This window comes from Buttiauxella sp. B2, assembly GCF_006376615.1.
Lineage (GTDB): Bacteria > Pseudomonadota > Gammaproteobacteria > Enterobacterales > Enterobacteriaceae > Buttiauxella.
Window position 1 is genome coordinate 106,711 of the sequence record NZ_VEXQ01000004.1, and the last position, 16,382, is coordinate 123,092.

Genomic DNA, 16,382 nt, shown 5'->3' on the forward strand with positions numbered 1-16,382 from the left:
TTGCGCCGAAAAAGCCAATAATTTCCGACTGTTCTGGTTTTGAGGCACTTGCGGTGGCTAACCATTTAATTCTCAAAAAAACAGATTTCTTCGCATCTGCCACGCAACCTGTGGCGGTGGCAGACCGCTATCCGCAAAACGTTTTTGCCGAACATACCCACGATTTTTGCGAGCTGGTGCTGGTGTGGCGCGGCAATGGATTGCATATACTCAACGACCGCCCGTACCGCATTACCTGCGGTGATCTGTTTTACATCCGTGCTGAAGACCGCCACAGTTACGAATCAGTCAACGACCTGGTCCTGCATAACATTATCTACTGTCCGGAACGCCTGAAACTCAATGTAGACTGGCGTGATTTACTGCAAAGTGCTGGGGCTTCGGGAAAAGATCCGCGTTGGCGCCTTAGCAGCCACGGCATGGCGCAAGCGCGTCAGCTCATTGGCCAACTGGAACACGAAAGTGTGAAATCGGACGCGTTGTCGTTGTGTCTGACTGAAAGCCTATTCCTGCAACTTTGTATTCTCCTGCGTCGCCACCGTTATCAGCCGCACGAAACTGGGGCACCCGATAGTGGTGAAACGCTGGATCTGTTACTGGCAACGCTTGGGAATAGCTTCCATGCACCGTTCGATTTGCAGCATTTTTGTCAGCAAAATAAGGTCGTAGACCGCTATTTACGCCAGCTTTTTCGCCAGCAAACTGGCATGTCTATCAGCCAGTATTTGCGTCAGTTAAGGATTTGCCAGGCGCAGGATCTATTGCGCCACAGTGAGATGCTGATTGGTGATATCGCCACGCGCTGCGGCTTTGAGGACAGTAACTATTTTTCGGTGGTGTTCACCAAAGAAACGGGAATGACGCCACGAATGTGGCGTCAACGGTACGCGATAGAAACTTAATTAGTTCGCCATACCTAAACCGACAATATTTGCGGCAATAATAATCACCACACAACCCACACTCAGTACACCAACCGGTCGGGTGCCTGCCGCTTTCCACTCTTTCATAATCAAACCAACCAGCCCACCACACAGCACATAGAAACTCATGTGCAGCATCCAGCTCATGTAGTCATATTGCGCAGGAATTTTGGCGTGGCCCCAGGCGTAGAAGAAGAACTGCAGATACCACATCAAACCGGCGAGTGCGGCAAACAGCACGTTGCTGATGATAAGTGGTTTTGCCAGCGAGAAGTCGGCTTTTATCGACAGGTTCTTGAGTTTTGCCAGACGAATGAAGCAATAACCCAGGTTTATTACGGCACCGCCACCCATGATAATCACGTAGCTTGGCAAGGCAACGTAGAGAGGATCTACCCCCAGCGCTGCGGCTGCTTCATGCATAGGTTTTGCTGCGTCCATCGCAAAAGACATACCCGCTGAGAAAATGCCGCACATCACTGCCAGTATCAGCCCTTTTTTCAGGCTGAACTCTTCGGCTCTGATGCCCATTTTGCGCTCTTTAAGTTGGCCTGCGCGGGTAACAATCGCCACACCAACCAGCGCGACCAGCACGCCCAGCAGCGTCATGCGCCCACCTGGCGTGCCGATTAGCACGTCAAATTTCCCGGCAATAATTGGTGTCATTAGCGTGCCGACAATCAGCGTGATGCCAATCGCGATACCGATACCCATCGACATACCCAAATAGCGCATTGTCAGGCCGTAGTTAATGTTTCCGATACCCCACATCGCGCCAAATAAAAATACTGGCAGCAAGGTGGAAGCGTTAAACGAACCGTAGTAAGCCCAAAAATCAGGAAGCAGAATGTAGCTAACCAGCCATGGCAAGATTATCCAGGAGACGAAACCGCCAATTGCCCACATAGTTTCCCATGACCACTGCTGTACTTTCTTAAAAGGGGCGTAAAAACAGGCGGCGCTGGCGGCGCCTACCAGATGCCAAATTATCCCCATTGTTATTGCGTTACTCATTATCCATCCCTCTGTTTTAACTAAAGAACGCAGGGGCTACAGCCAGTTACCCCAATGCCACAGAGTCTAAAGAGTGAGCGAAGATCTAACCTTCCATGTGCTGCCGTGACGAGGGTAAAACTGGCAAAATTCAGGGGGTGTGATTGACGCGGGTCACAGTTCTTTATATCGAGATTTTTGCATTGTGTCGGATACCGCTGACGCTAATCCAACCCACGAAATGCCGTGGTAGGGTGTAATAGCATCAGCGACAGTCACTTTTTAATTAACAGATTTTCGAGGTTTTCACGCCAAGCAGCCAGGCGAGTTTTTCCAAAACAGCCCCCTGATGCCCGAGACCAATCGCGCAATGGTGAGCAGGCCCGCCGAGGCACCATTGAGTAGTGAAGTCACGGGCTGAAAGCGGAAAACGATAACGGCTGTTCGTGTTGCCAATATCCAATACCTCGCCAGGAACGGCTTCCCCTTCGGCATACTGTAAACACACACCATTTTGCGCGTCTTCAACAATGGAAAGGAACGTGACGGGGCCAGGTTTGACCGTCATCTGAATCGACACTCCTTTACCTGGCTTGCCGTGGTAAACCGGCAGCGGAACGAGGTGAACGTGACCTTGCGCCATTAACGGATGCGCCGGGCCATCGTGTCCCCAGAGCACAACGTCATCAGCAAACTCAATACCGTATGGCTCGGAGAACGAGCCACCTGCGCCAAGAAGCTGCTGGATTTTCATCGCCAGCACGTTTTTGATCTCGTACTCGCCCGCGACCGGAATACCGCGCTGAGTCAGCAATGTATTACCGAGAATTATCGACGTAATGATGTTTTCGTAGGCGTTGCCATTGCGCCCTTCGTAGTAATAGGCCAGCGCACCGAGGTGATTTTTTTCGATAAGCTTATCCATGGCGCAAGCGGTTTGCACTGCACGAGCAAGCTCCGCTTTTTCACAGGTAGGGTCAATTTGCAAAGACGCTTCTACATCCTGCCATTTTTGCGCGCTAGTGGCCGGAGTGACCTGCTCGCGATATTCAGTCAGTTCGCACATTTCCAGTGGCTTGAAGCGTACGCCGAGTTTGGCGCTTAGGTTGGTCATGTTGCTGTAAACATCCACCATTCCGTCGTAATAGTGGCCCAGAACACCCACCTGGCAGGCCGCCAGCCCTTTCTGCACTTCGAGCGCTTGTAGCCATTGTTCTGTTTGCTGCCAGACATAGTCATCGCCTTGTAATGCGCCGACAAGAAGTTGGTAACGAATCCCTGCTCGATTAAACACGTTCGCCAGTTCTGGTGCGCTGCACGCCTGGCAATGGGCGAGCCACTCACCGGTACGTTCGCCGCGATCGGTCATATCGCGGATTTTGCCATAGGGCAGGCCGCGTTCCGGCTGAAGCGCGAGAATAATCACTGGTTTGTTAATCTTTTGTACCAACGGCAGAACGGTAGAACTCAGGGCGTAGGTGCTGATGTAAAGCACGATGGCATCAATGGGTTGTTTCTGAAGTTGAGTGGTAAAGGTATCGGCTTTAGCGACGCTATCAATGAGGCCGCCATTAATGACCGACACATCAAGCTGCGTGAGGCGCTGGTCTATCTGATGCAAATAACCCGTTAAGCGTTGTTCCAGGCCGGAAAACTGCGGCCAATAAGTATCAAGCCCGATACCGAAAAGGGCGACATTAAGCGACATGATGGTGCTCCAGGTAGAAAGAAGCGCCGACTATCACCTGAATTGCACCGTGCTACCTTTGCGGTAATGCCAAATTTTGTAGTGGGTGGCAAAAAACAATTTATCCACCTGACAACGTTCACATTTTCACCATCATCACTAAAAGTTATAACCTTATTAAAAGTGCGGCATTGATAATCATTTTCAATATCATTTAATTAACTATAATGAACCAACTGATTACCCGGCGTTAACAGCTTGTTCGCCGTTCGATAATAATGGAGATGATGAATATGAGTTATACACTGCCATCCCTGCCTTACGCATACGACGCCCTGGAACCACATTTCGACAAACAAACGATGGAAATCCATCACAGCAAACACCACCAGGCGTACGTGAATAACGCGAATGCAGCGCTGGAATCTCTGCCAGAGTTCGCAAGCCTGCCAGTTGAAGAGCTGATCGCTAAACTCGATCAACTGCCAGCTGACAAAAAAACTGTTCTGCGTAACAACGCTGGCGGCCACGCTAACCACAGCTTCTTCTGGAAAGGCCTGAAAACGGGTACCACCCTGCAAGGTGACCTGAAAGCAGCCATCGAGCGTGACTTCGGTAGCGTTGACAGCTTCAAAGCAGAATTTGAGAAAGCAGCAGCAACTCGCTTTGGCTCCGGCTGGGCGTGGCTGGTTCTGAAAGGCGACAAACTGGCTGTAGTTTCTACTGCAAACCAGGACAGCCCACTGATGGGCGAAGCTGTTTCTGGCGTATCCGGTTTCCCAATTGTGGGCCTGGATGTGTGGGAACACGCTTACTACCTGAAATTCCAAAACCGTCGCCCTGACTACATCAAAGCATTCTGGGATGTTGTTAACTGGGACGAAGCAGCAGCACGTTTTGCCACTAAAAAATAAGTTGCATTACAACTGCTGAGAGGCGAGCCTGATGGCTCGCTTTTTTTATGTCTGTTGCAGGGAGGATCAGATGCACTATCCGCTAAACGTTTATATTGGCAAAGTCCGCGAATACGTGGGCAGCAGGCCGAGTGCAATCGCCAAAGTTCAGGTGGATGGCGAGATGCGACTGACCGAGCTAGGTTTGGAAGGCGACCACCAGGCTGAAAAAATCATTCATGGCGGGCCTGATCGTGCGTTATGCCATTACCCCCGTGAACATTATGCTCACTGGGAACGCGAATTCCCTGAACAGGCAGAACTGTTTACCGCTCCGGCGTACGGCGAAAACTTATCGACCGAAGGCCTGACGGAAAAAAATGTTTATATCGGTGATATTTTCCGTTGGGGTGAGGCGCTTATCCAGGTCACTCAGCCACGTTCGCCGTGCTTCAAGCTGAATTACCATTTTGGCATTAGCGATATGTCGTCTTTGATGCAGGAAACGGGTTATTGCGGCTGGCTTTATCGGGTCGTGATGGCGGGTAATGTTTCGACTGAAGTACCACTGGAGCTGGTTTCGCGCGTCAGTGATGTGACGGTTGCAGAAGCGATTGCCACGGCCTGGCATATGCCATTTGATGATGAGCAATATCACCGGTTGCTTTCTGCTGCGGGGCTATCGGTCAGCTGGACGCGGACGATGCAGAAACGGCGGCTGTTGGGGAAGATCGAAGATAATTCTCGACGCTTGTGGGGCAAATAATAGTTTCTTTGGAGGGGGCAGCCCCTCCAGTGTGAGGATATCTTTCAGCTCTCTCGTAAACTGCATTTCCCCCATACGGCTAGAACAAAATACAACACCATCGGTAAGATAAAACTCAAGCGCAGGCCTACCCCGTCGATAATTATTGCCTGTAAGTATGGGATGATAGCGCCACCTATCCCAGCCATGACCAACACTGCTGCGGCGATATTAGCTAAATGAGGCAACTTGCTGAGGCTACGGCTGAAAATAACCGGATACATAATAGCGTTACCTAATCCTGTTAGTAATAATAAAACCCCGCCGACTGAGTTGTTGAGCAGTAAAGCGAGGATTACACAGCATGAACAAAATAATGTGGCGCTAAGAAATGCATGGTAAGTATTTATTTTATGCGCGAATAAACCAAACAATAAACGCCCAATTAATGCTCCACCCCAGTAAATCGAGACTAAAGATATTGCCTGATCAGTTTGCCACAGGCCGATAGTAGTGAGATATTTTACTGCGCTGGTGGCAATAGCCACTTCAACGCCAACATAGGTGAAAATAGCAGTAACGCTAAATCTGAATCCTTTATGTTTCCATAGGTCTGAAAATTTCTGATGGTAGCGAGTTGGGTGTTTAGGATCTGGTAGATTAATGAAACAGCTAATAAGAATAAGCATCGCTGAAAATAAAGACAATACCATCCATAAGCTACTAATAGGTTCTTTGTGAGCGGAAAAATCAATCGGATAATGTTGCAGTAAAAGAGCGATAACAATAGGTGCCAGAGTGGTACCCAGAGAATTAACCGCTGATGCCAGGCTAAGGTTACCTATCCGTTTATTCGGCTTACTAAGCAGCGTTAGATAAGGGTTAGTGACGACCTGCATGGCAGAGACACCTGCCGCCACTACGAAAACGGCCAGCAAAGAGTATGAAAATGAGTAGCCTTGCAACGCAAAACCTAACGCCATGCTACCCACAGCGGTGGTGAATAGTGAGGCACGTAGCACGGTGCGATAACCCCAGCGGGAAATGAGTGCCGAGCACGGTAGGCAAGTGATAAAAGGGGCGAGATAAAATAATACGTTAATTAAAATCGCCTGTTGCCAGGATATTTTAAAATACTGATAAAAAAATAAAATCAGTGTACTGTTAATCGAGGTGATATTCCCCCACAAAAAGAAGACCATTCCTAGCGTAGTTAAATTCTTATTCATTTCCCTGTCTTTCTTCCCTGTTATTTATCTAAAGTGACCTGACGCGCAAACAGAAACCTGGATAGATGATAAAGTCATCATATTGTGTGAGGAGTGAATGATGGACTTAAAAAATCTTTTCCGTGATGTAAAACTAACCAAAACAGAAATAACGGTGCTTCAGTATATTCAGAATGATCCCGAGCAATGCATTCGCGAAGGCGTTCGTACTGTAGCAGAACGTTGCTACAGCAATCCTTCATCGTTAGTCAGGTTAGCTAAGAAACTGAAATTTAGCGGCTGGCTGGAAATGGTCTATTTCATTAAATTTAACATCACCATGCCTAAATTAGATGTGACCAATGATGTCGATTTTATGAAAATCCAACCCGAAGAACAGCTCGAACCGTTATTAAAAAGCCTACAGCACGATCGCATTCTTATTCACGGTAGTGGTTTTTCTCAACTCATTGCTCAATATATTTATAACAAATTCCTGGTGATTGGCGTTAATGCTAGCTTGGCTCTATGGCCTGACTATGAAATCCTTGAACAAAAGACAGCAGCTAAATTTGATTCCATCTGGATTATTTCTAAGTCCGGGCGCAGCAGTTCCGCTTTGAGCTGGGTTAAAGCTCTGGAAAACAAGGATATCGACCTCGTCTGTTTTACCGGGGATTACCAAAGCCCTCTGGCGCAGGAGGCAAATACATCGTTTATCATCCACGACCCGCAGAAATTTGATGATGATATCTACTGGTCTAATCCGTTTTTTGGCTACTGCATTTTGGGTTTTGAACATCTCCTCAAGCAATGGTTTATGCAGAAATAAAGCAGGGCGGATGGGAATCATCCGCCCTGTAATGGTTACTTCCAGTAGGCCTTAATCAGCTTATCAGCCAGCGACCAGGAGCCGATCAGCGGATGCGCCATAAGCGCACGCACGGCCAACGTTTTGTCCTGCTTGAGAATCGCGTCCACCGCCAGTCTTTCATACTCTTTCACACAAGAAATCATGTTTTTCTGCGCAGTTGGCACATGCACGGGTGTTACCGGTTTCAGACCATCTTTGCTTAGGTCGCAGCTAATTTCGATAACATCATCCGGGTGCAGGAAGTCTAATGTGCCATTGTTGGAAATCGAAACCACAATGCGTTTGGTTGTGGTGCTGTTCACAGCCTCAAGAATATCAAGCGCAACGCCCGCGTAACCGCCAGTATCCGGCTCCTCGATGAACTGTGTGAGCGTGAGTGGCGTGCGGGTGTGGAATTTCTCCTGCTGCGACTCATTTTGCATATAGCTATTTTCGCGACGCAGATAGTGCTTCATCCAGATATCAAACGCTTTTTCTGGGTTGGCTTTAACATCAATGGTTTTCAGTTCTTCACGCATATCATGGTTGATGTGAGCAATTTGCTCTCCGCGTGTGATCCCTGAATCCTGAATCGCCTTCAATGCCTCTTCTTTGTAGTAGTAATAATAGAGGTATTCATTCAGTAACTGCTTGTCGCATAGCTGTACCAGCTCTGGCGAGAAGTATTGCATCGCTGTTTTGCTGTACAGTTCTGGGCTGGCAACCAGGCGGTCAGTAACGTCTTCCCCACACACGGTGAAGTGAGTGAACCATGAGAAGTGGTTTAAACCGTAGCATTCGACTTTCAGATCTTGCTCATCGCATCCCAAAATAGCCGGTAACTCGCGAATCAGTTCGGAAGGTGCATCGCAAATACCATACACGCGGCGTTTGAAACCAGATTTGATGATGGCTTCGGTCACAAGCCCTGATGGGTTAGTAAAGTTGAACAGAATGGCATCGTCAGCCGCATGTTCTTCAATTAGACGGCAATAGCCCAGAATGGCGGGAATCGAGCGCATCGCCATTGCAAAGCCACCTGCTCCAGTGGTTTCCTGCCCCAGGGTATTATGATCCAGCGCGATACGTTCATCGCCAATACGGCTTTCATCACCGCCAACACGTAGCGTAGTGATAACGTAATTCGCGTTTTTCAGCGCCGTTACCGGGTCGGTACTTAATGAAAAAGCAATATCCGGGCGAATCGTATTAAAGATATAACGGGCAATCTCACCAAATGTTTTCAGGTTTTCTTCTGAATTATCCAGGAATACAACTTCTTTTAATCCAATTCGGTGTGCGTTATATGCTAATGATTTTGCCAGGAATGCAGAGCGAACACCGCCGCCGCCTAATACGGTTAATTTCATAACTACTCCAGAATTAATTATCTGCCAGCCAGGTGTCTACTTTAGAGCGTACCTGCCCTACTTTAATACCATATATAACTTGAACTTCATTTCGATTTCTTACCACGCCATTCGCTCCGGTGGATTTAAGAATGGCATCGTCAACAATATCCGGGTTGTGAATAGCTACGCGCAGGCGAGTAAAACAGTTATCTACTGAGATAATATTTTCTTTCCCACCCAGCCCTTTAATGATTTCATCTATTCCAGAATTAAGGGTGCCTGCGCGCTGTTTAGTTTTTTCCTGATAATCTTTTTTATTATATAGTCTGACTTCATCATCATCTTCACGACCTGGTGTTTTAAGTTTCAGCTTCACCACCAGGGTGCGGAAAATCACATAGTAAGCGGCGAATTGCCCCAGACCGATGAGAACATACGCTGGCCAGCGAGTTAACGAGACTGGAAGCGGCAGATTGTATATCAGGAATTCGATTAGCCCTGATGCACCCCACGGGCGAACCGAGAAAACATCGCACAGTGCCTGTGATGCAGCGGTCAGAGTTGCATGAATCACCCACAACAACGGCGAGATAAACAAAAAAGTGAATTCAATTGGTTCGGTGATACCCGTCAAAATCGACGTGATAATGGCGGGCAGTAGAATAGCTTTGGCCATCATTTTCTTTTCAGGCTTTGCCGTGTGGTAGAACGCCAACGCCGCACCTGACAGACCGAAGATGGTCGTCATGCCCTGCTGTGAAAAACGCAACGCATCGTTCATAACTGGCGAGAGATCAGGGTGGCGCATGTATGCCAGGAAAATAGCCTGAGTACCCGAGACAGTTTGCCCATCCACGGTTAACGTACCGCCGATTTGTGTTAACTGGAATGGCGACCACACAAAGTGGTGCAGCCCGGTAGGGATGAGGAATTTTTCGAAGAAGCCGTAAACAAAGACGCCTGCGACACCTGCGTTCTTCATAAAGCCGGTTAATGCGGTGATGCCGTGGGTCATAAACGGCCATATCCAGGTGAACGCCATCGCATAAATAATGACGACGGGTGTCATGGCAATTAGGGTTAATTTAGCACCGCCATACATCGACAGAGCGCCCGGTAAATCAATCTGTGAAACCTTATTATGTACCCAGGCAATGGTGCAACCGAGAATAATGCCGAGGAAAATGCCCATATCAACAACAACAAAACCTAATAGTTGTGTCTGGCCTGTTCCGTAATACTCACCATTTATTTTATCGGCGACCCCATGAGTATATTCAAGCCAGGAGTGGTTGGCACCAAGAAACATAATAAAGCACATTACAGAAACCAATGCGACTTCCGTTTTTTTATCTTTTGCCAGGCCATAGCTGATGCCAACACAAAAGAGCAAACCTAAGTTTCCAAATAGTGGCCAGAAGGTATCACCTAATAATTGGCCGATATTATGTAGAATGCTAGTTTCAGAAATAAGAGTAGGATTTGTTAATACTGAACTCAGTGCCAGAATTAAACCTATTACTGGCAAAAACAATACTGCGCCGATCATGGCTCGGGAGAATTTTTGCATACTCTCCAGAGTACGTTGCCGTATTCCAGACATAGCTGTTCCTTTATTTATACGTAGGGTTATTTTGTAATTATGTGAACGTACTTCCAGTACCTTCGTTATAACAACTCTACTTTTTAAAAGAAACCTGTTGCGGTAAATAGGTACGGATAGCCACAAAGTGCATACCTGTTTCGCATGAATACCAGAAACGAAAAAACCCGCCGAAGCGGGTTTTTTTAATTCTTAGCTTTGCTAACGTTAACCTTACAGGTTAGTTACGTTACCAGCAGCTGGGCCTTTAGCACCACTTTCGATGGTGAAAGACACTTTCTGGCCTTCGTCCAGAGACTTGTAGCCATCAATCTGGATAGCAGAGAAGTGTACGAACACGTCTTTTGAGCCATCGTCTGGAGTGATGAAGCCGAAGCCTTTGTCAGAGTTGAACCATTTTACGAGACCAGTCATTTTGTTAGACATAGATATTACCTTTTAAATTAAATTTGCCTTCCGGCGCAATTGGAATGTTTTACAGATTTTTTAAAGCGATAAAGGAAGGTAGATCACGTCGAAGGGTATCTATGATAACTCTTTGAGGACTGCGTTACTAAACTGCTTAAAGGTCTGTGCTTCAAACCGATGGATGTATTAACACATATTCAGCATGTGAATGGCAAGGTTTATTTTAGCCATCCGCAGGTCTAGAGCTCAAGCCAGCCGCGGGATTCCCCGCCTTTCGACGGGGAAAATCACACTTATTGCATGGAGCTTTGTGCAGTTGAATAAGCCTGCATAAACGCCTGATGCTGTGATGCCAGCGGAGCCATCAGTGAGTTGTACTGACTTGCTTGCTGTGAAGTTGGGAACTGAATACCACCCGCAGTGAAACCAACCTGAGTTCCTTGCTGTTGGATGAAATCACCCACTTGCACCAGTTGAGCTGTGAAAGTTTGCGCGGCAGGGATAAGCGGAGCCATAGCGTCAGCCGGAGCCGTAACTACTTTCTGATAAATCTGATCGTATACGGTTTTCAGGTCATCTGGCTGTTTCAGCGTGGCGCGAGCACTGTCAGCCTGCATTTTGGCATTCTGTACTTGTTGGCCTAACACGTTCAATGAGCCATTCGCATTGCGCAGAGCATCGCGCTGCGTCATGTAATCTTGCGGTACACGAATGCTGTTTACGCTATCAACAACGGGTTTCATGCCATCGTCCATTGCCTGATTTACCTGTTGAGCAAAGCCGTAGATAATCGCGTAATCAGAAACCAGCGGACCAAATTGTTTTTTCTGATCGGCTGTTAATGTCGGCAAACGTTCGCCGCTGCGCATCGCTGTATTTTGTAGGAAATCGACGAACGCTTTGCGTTGATCGCCTTCTTTATCAAAACAACCGCTAAGGCTCACCACCATTAAAATTGCCGCAAGCGGCGCAAACCAGCGTGACCAGGACTTACCTGTCGCCATCTTTTCTACTCCTCACCATTCAATTCAAATACGCAAATGCGCACCCAATAATGGTGCTAAGGATAGTCCAACCTGACTTTGCAAGATACCCTTTCGCAACAATCTCTTTAAGGCAAATTTGCGCTGCAATGGTGCATTTTCAACCGCTGTTCTGCACCTTGCTGGAACATTGCCCATCATCTGTGCATAACCCTCTTGTGAGGTTAATTGGTTGTAATAAATAGATAAAGTATGAAATTTTCAGACCTGGCATTCATTTTGCTGATATCTGGATGCAGGGGTGATGCGGGCAACCGGTGTCGCCAGACAATTTGGTAATGGATCACTAGGGTTCCGGTCGAAAGACGCTGGTCCGAGAGTGATCGACCGCCCTCTGGCGGTTACACGGCGGGATAAAAGCCCGGGAGGATAAGCGACCATTGAGTGCCGCCCCCTCCTGCATCTTTTTCCGCAACTGTCAGAGGAATCGCCATGCTTAAAGCTTGCCACCGTGGAATCTTGTTTGCCGCACTCGCGCTATTTAGCGTTAGCGCCTTTGCAGCAAAACCCACCTTTAAACTCTGCTGGTCTATTTATGCAGGCTGGATGCCCTGGGATTACGCCCAGCAAAGCGGCATCGTCAAAAAATGGGCAGACAAATACGGGATCGACATTCAGTTTGTGCAGGTGAACGATTATATCGAATCGGTGAACCAATATACCGCCGGAGGGTTTGACGGTTGCACCATGACGAACATGGACGCGCTGACCATCCCCGCAGCCGGTGGCGTTGACAGTACCGCATTGATTATTGGCGATTACTCCAACGGTAACGACGGCATTCTCTCGAAATCCGCAAAATCCATTGCCGAGCTTAAAGGGCAGCCAGTTAACCTGGTTGAGCTTTCGGTTTCTCATTATTTACTCGCCCGCGCCCTGGAAAAATCAGGCCTGAGTGAACGCGATGTGAAAGTGGTCAACACGGCTGATGCGGATCTTGTCGCGGCGTTTACCACGCCAGAAGTGAAGTCCATCGTCACCTGGAACCCACTGTTGGCCGAAGCGCAAAAACAGCCGAACGCAAAATTACTTTTCTCGTCCGCACAAATCCCTGGGGAAATCCTTGACCTGTTGGTGGTAAATACCGAAACCCTCAAAGCGCACCCAGAATTAGGGAAGGCGCTGACCGGCGCATGGTTTGAAACGCTGAAGGTTATGCAGGGAGAGTCCACGACTGCCAAAGCCGCTCGTACCCAAATGGGCCAGGCTGCGGGTACAGATTTAGCTGGATTCGACGCCCAACTCGCCGCGACCCACCTTTTCAGCGATCCAAAACTGGCGCTGGATTTCACCGACAGCCCACAGCTGAAAGCCACCATGCAGATGGTTGCAGAGTTCTCCTTTAAGCACGGTTTATTGGGTGAAGCGGCTCAATCAGCCGACGTGGTAGGCGTGGTGACACCTGCGGGTAACTGGGGTGACACCAACAACACCAAACTGCGCTTTAGCGACGAATTTATTCTCCTCGCCGTAAAGCAACAGTTGTAAAACCGGAGGTGCCCAATGCGCAAAATCATTAACTATCAACCCCATCCAATGTCTCGTGTGCTGATGGGCGCCTTACCGTTAGTTGTGGTGGTCTTCTTTTATCTGGTGGCGTCTGATGCACGTCTTGCAGCAAACAGTTACGACAAACTGCTTCCGGGGTTCGACGCGATGTGGTCGGCCATCGACCGCATGGCATTCACGCCAAGTCCGCGTACCGGGGAATATCTGTTCTGGGTCGACAGTGCGGCGAGCTTGCTTCGCTTGCTGGTTGGTGTGGGGTTCAGTGCGCTGCTGGCTCTGATTTTTGGCCTGTTTTGTGGTGCTCTGCCGGTGGTTCGGTCGGTGCTTTCACCGTTGATTACGTTGATCGCTCTGATCCCACCGCTGGCGATTCTGCCCATCCTGTTTATCACCTTTGGATTGGGCGAACTCTCGAAAGTGGTGCTGATTATTATCGGTATTACGCCGTTTATCGTGCGCGATTTACAGCTGCAGGTTCAGACCATTCCCCATGAACAAATGGTGAAAGCCCAGACGCTTGGCGGCCATAGCGCGCAAATCCTTTGGCGCGTGGTTCTGCCGCAATTGTTACCCCGCCTGATTGATGCCGTGCGCCTGTCTCTGTGCTCTGCATGGCTATTCCTGATTGCTGCCGAAGCCATTGCCGCCACCGAAGGGCTCGGCTACCGCATCTTTCTGATGCGCCGCTATATGGCGATGGACGTGATTTTGCCGTACGTGGCATGGATTACGTTACTGGCTTTCACCCTCGACCTGCTGCTGCGCGTGATCAACCGTCGCTGCTTCCCGTGGTACTACGCAAAATAAGGAGGCGCTATGGCGTTGCTCGAACTTAAAAATATCGAAAAGCACTATGGTGACCAGGTGGTACTGGAAAGGCTGAACGTGAGCGTCGAAGAAGGTGAGTTTGTTTCGATTGTAGGTGCTTCGGGGTGCGGGAAAACTACTTTTCTGAAAATGCTGCTCGGTACTGAAACGGCCACCAAAGGTGAGTTTTTACTGGATGGCGAGCCTATCTCACAAGAGCCGGATGCCCAGCGTGGCGTGGTTTTTCAGCGCTATTCGGTATTTCCGCATCTGACGGTGATTGGCAATGTGATGCTGGCTGAGGAATTTAGCACCGCGCGGTGGCTGGGGCGCGTGTGGGGCCAGAAGCGGGCTGCGATTCGTGAACGCGCCCGCGCAATGCTTGATCAAGTCGGTTTATTGCCTGCGCAAAACAAATATCCACATCAGCTTTCCGGTGGCATGCAGCAGCGTCTGGCATTGGCTCAGGCTCTGATGAAACAGCCGCGTATTTTGCTGCTTGATGAGCCGTTTGGCGCGCTAGACCCGGGTATCCGCAACGAAATGCACTTGCTGATAAGCGATTTGTGGGCACGCCATCGCCTGACCATTTTCATGATTACACACGATCTGAAAGAAGGTTTTTCACTCGGCTCAAGGTTGTGGGTTTTCGACAAAGTACGTCATGACCCGCAAGCGCCGGATCGCTGGGGTGCGAGTATTACTTACGACATTCCGCTTGACCGTAAACCCGCGGGGAAAACAGTGCTCACTCCGGCTCTTTCTGCGGATGACATTCACTCTGTAAATGACCCCCTCCCAGCCTCCTCCTTGCCAGGGGGAAGAGCTAAAGGCACCCCTCTGCTCCCTCACTTGCCAGGGGGAGAAGCCGGGTGGGGTCAGTGAAGTCTGTATAAAAGACAGCCAGAGTGAGGGCATAACATCCAATACCCACCAAGGAGCCAACATGACTTATCAAACCGAACTTCCCGCTGGCAGCCACTGGTCGCTCGTCATGCGCAAGGGCACCGCTTTAACGCTCACCGACATCCAGGGTGGCGTCAATGCCGCTGCCCTGTTCTACAACCCAGAAAATCTGCTGGAACGTTATAACGCTCCGGACACCCTGAAATGCCAGCACACTTTTCGGCTCACTGCCGGGCATTGTCTGTATTCAGATATGGGCCGTATTTTCTGCGGCATTGAACAAGACAGCTTTGGCTGGCACGAAACGGTGTGTGGCAGCAGCAATGCTTTGCAGATAACCGAACAATTTGGCGCACTGGACTACCAGCAAGCCCGCAATGAACGGCACCAGAATGGCTATGACAGCTTCCTGATCGAACTGGCAAAATACGGCCTTGGGAAGCGCGATATGGCAGCGAACATCAACTTCTTTTCCAAAGTGACCGCCAGTGATGAAGGCCATTTACAGCTCGAACAACAAGGCTGTGCGGGTGCATCTGTCACGCTGCGTTTTGCCATGGACACCTTAGTGGTGCTCCATACGTGCCCGCACCCACTTAACCCTGCCGGGGAATATCCGCGCCAGCCGCTCGGTATCACGCTTGATGCTCAGCGCCAGCCGCTGCCAGAAATCTGCCTGCAACGTGAAGAAAACCGCCGCGGGCTGCATAACAACGAACTTTATATTCTGACTGAAGGAGCCTGCGGATGCTGACTGAAAGCCCACGCCACACAGAAAATGCGCAGCTGCGAGCAACGGTAAATGCCGGAGATTATTGGCTGTATCGCCTTGAAGAAGGCCAGACTTTGCGGATAACCGATCTGGAAGGTAATCAGGCGGCGGATACGTTGTTTTACAACGCCGACGACACCGCAGAACGCTACAGCGTGACAGACACCTTGCGCGGTCAATGTAACGTATTCCTCAGCAGTGGCAGTGTGCTGCGCTCTAACGAAGACCGCCCGATGCTGGAGATTGTTGCCGATACCTGCGGTCGCCACGACACCCTCGGCGGTGCCTGTGCCACCGAAAGCAACACCGTGCGTTACTCACTGGAAAAACGTCATATGCACGCCTGCCGTGACAGTTGGCTGCTTGCCGTCGCGCAGCACCCGGAATATGGCCTGACGCGTCGCGATATCACGCACAACATCAATTTCTTTATGAATGTTCCAGTGACCAAAGAAGGTGGGCTCCAGTTTGCCGATGGTATTTCAGCACCAGGGAAATACGTCGAACTGGTCGCGAAAATGAACGTTCTGGTGATGATTTCCAACTGCCCGCAGCTTAATAACCCTTGCAACGGTTACAACCCAACGCCGATCGAAATCGCCGTCTGGTAATTCTTTAAGCGCAGCGGGACGGCCCGCAATCAAGCGCCCGAATGCCATGCAGGACGACCTGCCAGCCAG

The 16,382-nt window shown here is 49.4% G+C and carries 16 protein-coding genes and 1 riboswitch; of the genes, 9 read left to right on the forward strand and 7 right to left on the reverse strand.

Going from position 1 to position 16,382, the window contains the following annotated elements; all coding sequences use genetic code 11:
• The first annotated feature begins 53 nt into the window (after nt 1–53).
• Nucleotides 54–902 (forward strand): HTH-type transcriptional activator RhaR, encoded by an 849-nt coding sequence (gene rhaR, locus FH968_RS07100; RefSeq protein WP_139878444.1) that lies wholly within the window; start codon nt 54–56, stop codon nt 900–902.
• Here rhaR and rhaT read toward each other — a convergent pair whose 3' ends face one another.
• Together rhaT and FH968_RS07110 are read right to left on the reverse strand one after the other, a co-directional pair.
• The gene (rhaT, locus tag FH968_RS07105; RefSeq protein WP_139878445.1) at nt 903–1,937 is read right to left on the reverse strand and encodes an L-rhamnose/proton symporter RhaT; all 1,035 of its coding nucleotides are present in this window, start codon (nt 1,935–1,937) and stop codon (nt 903–905) included.
• A gap of 265 nt (nt 1,938–2,202) precedes the next feature.
• Complete coding sequence (locus tag FH968_RS07110) at nt 2,203–3,624, reverse strand: L-fucose/L-arabinose isomerase family protein (protein WP_139878446.1); 1,422 nt, start codon at nt 3,622–3,624, stop codon at nt 2,203–2,205.
• A 272-nt stretch (nt 3,625–3,896) separates the two neighbouring features.
• Here FH968_RS07110 and sodA point away from each other — a divergent pair, with 272 nt between their 5' ends.
• Nucleotides 3,897–4,517, forward strand: coding sequence for a superoxide dismutase [Mn] (gene sodA, locus FH968_RS07115; RefSeq protein WP_139878447.1), 621 nt, complete (start codon nt 3,897–3,899; stop codon nt 4,515–4,517).
• Nucleotides 4,518–4,587: 70 nt separating this feature from the next.
• Nucleotides 4,588–5,262 carry a 6-hydroxyaminopurine reductase gene (yiiM, locus tag FH968_RS07120; RefSeq protein ID WP_139878448.1) on the forward strand — a complete coding sequence of 225 codons (675 nt, stop codon included), beginning with the start codon at nt 4,588–4,590 and terminating at the stop codon, nt 5,260–5,262.
• Between the two features lie 44 nt (nt 5,263–5,306).
• Here yiiM and FH968_RS07125 read toward each other — a convergent pair whose 3' ends face one another.
• Nucleotides 5,307–6,470, reverse strand: a complete 1,164-nt coding sequence (locus FH968_RS07125; RefSeq protein WP_139878449.1) for an MFS transporter — start codon at nt 6,468–6,470, stop codon at nt 5,307–5,309.
• A gap of 100 nt (nt 6,471–6,570) precedes the next feature.
• Between FH968_RS07125 and FH968_RS07130 the strand changes: the two genes are divergently transcribed.
• Nucleotides 6,571–7,281, forward strand: coding sequence for a MurR/RpiR family transcriptional regulator (locus FH968_RS07130; protein ID WP_139878580.1), 711 nt, complete (start codon nt 6,571–6,573; stop codon nt 7,279–7,281).
• Nucleotides 7,282–7,316: 35 nt separating this feature from the next.
• Here the strand turns inward: FH968_RS07130 and FH968_RS07135 are convergent, their stop codons facing one another.
• From FH968_RS07135 to FH968_RS07150, 4 genes are all read right to left on the reverse strand, one after another.
• Entirely contained in the window at nt 7,317–8,672 is a 1,356-nt protein-coding gene (locus FH968_RS07135; RefSeq protein ID WP_139878450.1) for a glycoside hydrolase, read from the reverse strand.
• A gap of 13 nt (nt 8,673–8,685) precedes the next feature.
• Nucleotides 8,686–10,257: a PTS transporter subunit EIIC gene (locus FH968_RS07140; RefSeq protein ID WP_139878451.1), complete on the reverse strand. Its 1,572-nt coding sequence runs from the start codon at nt 10,255–10,257 to the stop codon at nt 8,686–8,688.
• A 213-nt stretch (nt 10,258–10,470) separates the two neighbouring features.
• Complete coding sequence (cspA, locus tag FH968_RS07145; RefSeq protein ID WP_034460397.1) at nt 10,471–10,683, reverse strand: RNA chaperone/antiterminator CspA; 213 nt, start codon at nt 10,681–10,683, stop codon at nt 10,471–10,473.
• A 275-nt stretch (nt 10,684–10,958) separates the two neighbouring features.
• The gene (locus FH968_RS07150; RefSeq protein WP_139878452.1) at nt 10,959–11,669 is read right to left on the reverse strand and encodes a DUF3053 domain-containing protein; all 711 of its coding nucleotides are present in this window, start codon (nt 11,667–11,669) and stop codon (nt 10,959–10,961) included.
• 314 nt (nt 11,670–11,983) lie between these two features.
• Nucleotides 11,984–12,078: riboswitch (guanidine-I (ykkC/yxkD leader) on the forward strand.
• Between the two features lie 62 nt (nt 12,079–12,140).
• Between FH968_RS07150 and FH968_RS07155 the strand changes: the two genes are divergently transcribed.
• The 5 genes from FH968_RS07155 to FH968_RS07175 all read left to right on the forward strand — a co-directional run bounded on the left by FH968_RS07155 (nt 12,141) and on the right by FH968_RS07175 (nt 16,313).
• On the forward strand, nt 12,141–13,196 hold the full coding sequence (locus tag FH968_RS07155) for a putative urea ABC transporter substrate-binding protein (RefSeq protein ID WP_139878453.1): 1,056 nt from the start codon (nt 12,141–12,143) through the stop codon (nt 13,194–13,196).
• 15 nt (nt 13,197–13,211) lie between these two features.
• Nucleotides 13,212–14,024, forward strand: a complete 813-nt coding sequence (locus tag FH968_RS07160) for an ABC transporter permease (protein WP_139878454.1) — start codon at nt 13,212–13,214, stop codon at nt 14,022–14,024.
• A 9-nt stretch (nt 14,025–14,033) separates the two neighbouring features.
• A complete protein-coding gene (locus FH968_RS07165; protein ID WP_139878455.1) occupies nt 14,034–14,909 on the forward strand; it encodes an ATP-binding cassette domain-containing protein in 876 nt (291 codons plus the stop codon).
• A 61-nt stretch (nt 14,910–14,970) separates the two neighbouring features.
• Complete coding sequence (locus FH968_RS07170; RefSeq protein WP_139878456.1) at nt 14,971–15,684, forward strand: urea amidolyase associated protein UAAP1; 714 nt, start codon at nt 14,971–14,973, stop codon at nt 15,682–15,684.
• Nucleotides 15,678–16,313 (forward strand): urea amidolyase associated protein UAAP2, encoded by a 636-nt coding sequence (locus tag FH968_RS07175; RefSeq protein ID WP_139878457.1) that lies wholly within the window; start codon nt 15,678–15,680, stop codon nt 16,311–16,313. Before FH968_RS07170 ends, FH968_RS07175 begins: the two co-directional genes overlap by 7 nt.
• The last annotated feature ends 69 nt before the right edge of the window (nt 16,314–16,382 follow it).

Excerpts from the sequence above, each read along its gene's own strand:
- rhaT (WP_139878445.1), bottom strand. The coding sequence starts at position 1,937 with ATGAGTAACGCAATAACAATGGGGATAATTTGGCATCTGGTAGGCGCC.
- FH968_RS07110 (WP_139878446.1), bottom strand. The coding sequence starts at position 3,624 with ATGTCGCTTAATGTCGCCCTTTTCGGTATCGGGCTTGATACTTATTGG.
- sodA (WP_139878447.1), top strand. The coding sequence starts at position 3,897 with ATGAGTTATACACTGCCATCCCTGCCTTACGCATACGACGCCCTGGAA.
- yiiM (WP_139878448.1), top strand. The coding sequence starts at position 4,588 with ATGCACTATCCGCTAAACGTTTATATTGGCAAAGTCCGCGAATACGTG.
- FH968_RS07125 (WP_139878449.1), bottom strand. The coding sequence starts at position 6,470 with ATGAATAAGAATTTAACTACGCTAGGAATGGTCTTCTTTTTGTGGGGG.
- FH968_RS07130 (WP_139878580.1), top strand. The coding sequence starts at position 6,571 with ATGGACTTAAAAAATCTTTTCCGTGATGTAAAACTAACCAAAACAGAA.
- FH968_RS07135 (WP_139878450.1), bottom strand. The coding sequence starts at position 8,672 with ATGAAATTAACCGTATTAGGCGGCGGCGGTGTTCGCTCTGCATTCCTG.
- FH968_RS07140 (WP_139878451.1), bottom strand. The coding sequence starts at position 10,257 with ATGTCTGGAATACGGCAACGTACTCTGGAGAGTATGCAAAAATTCTCC.
- cspA (WP_034460397.1), bottom strand. The coding sequence starts at position 10,683 with ATGTCTAACAAAATGACTGGTCTCGTAAAATGGTTCAACTCTGACAAA.
- FH968_RS07150 (WP_139878452.1), bottom strand. The coding sequence starts at position 11,669 with ATGGCGACAGGTAAGTCCTGGTCACGCTGGTTTGCGCCGCTTGCGGCA.
- FH968_RS07155 (WP_139878453.1), top strand. The coding sequence starts at position 12,141 with ATGCTTAAAGCTTGCCACCGTGGAATCTTGTTTGCCGCACTCGCGCTA.
- FH968_RS07160 (WP_139878454.1), top strand. The coding sequence starts at position 13,212 with ATGCGCAAAATCATTAACTATCAACCCCATCCAATGTCTCGTGTGCTG.
- FH968_RS07165 (WP_139878455.1), top strand. The coding sequence starts at position 14,034 with ATGGCGTTGCTCGAACTTAAAAATATCGAAAAGCACTATGGTGACCAG.
- FH968_RS07170 (WP_139878456.1), top strand. The coding sequence starts at position 14,971 with ATGACTTATCAAACCGAACTTCCCGCTGGCAGCCACTGGTCGCTCGTC.
- FH968_RS07175 (WP_139878457.1), top strand. The coding sequence starts at position 15,678 with ATGCTGACTGAAAGCCCACGCCACACAGAAAATGCGCAGCTGCGAGCA.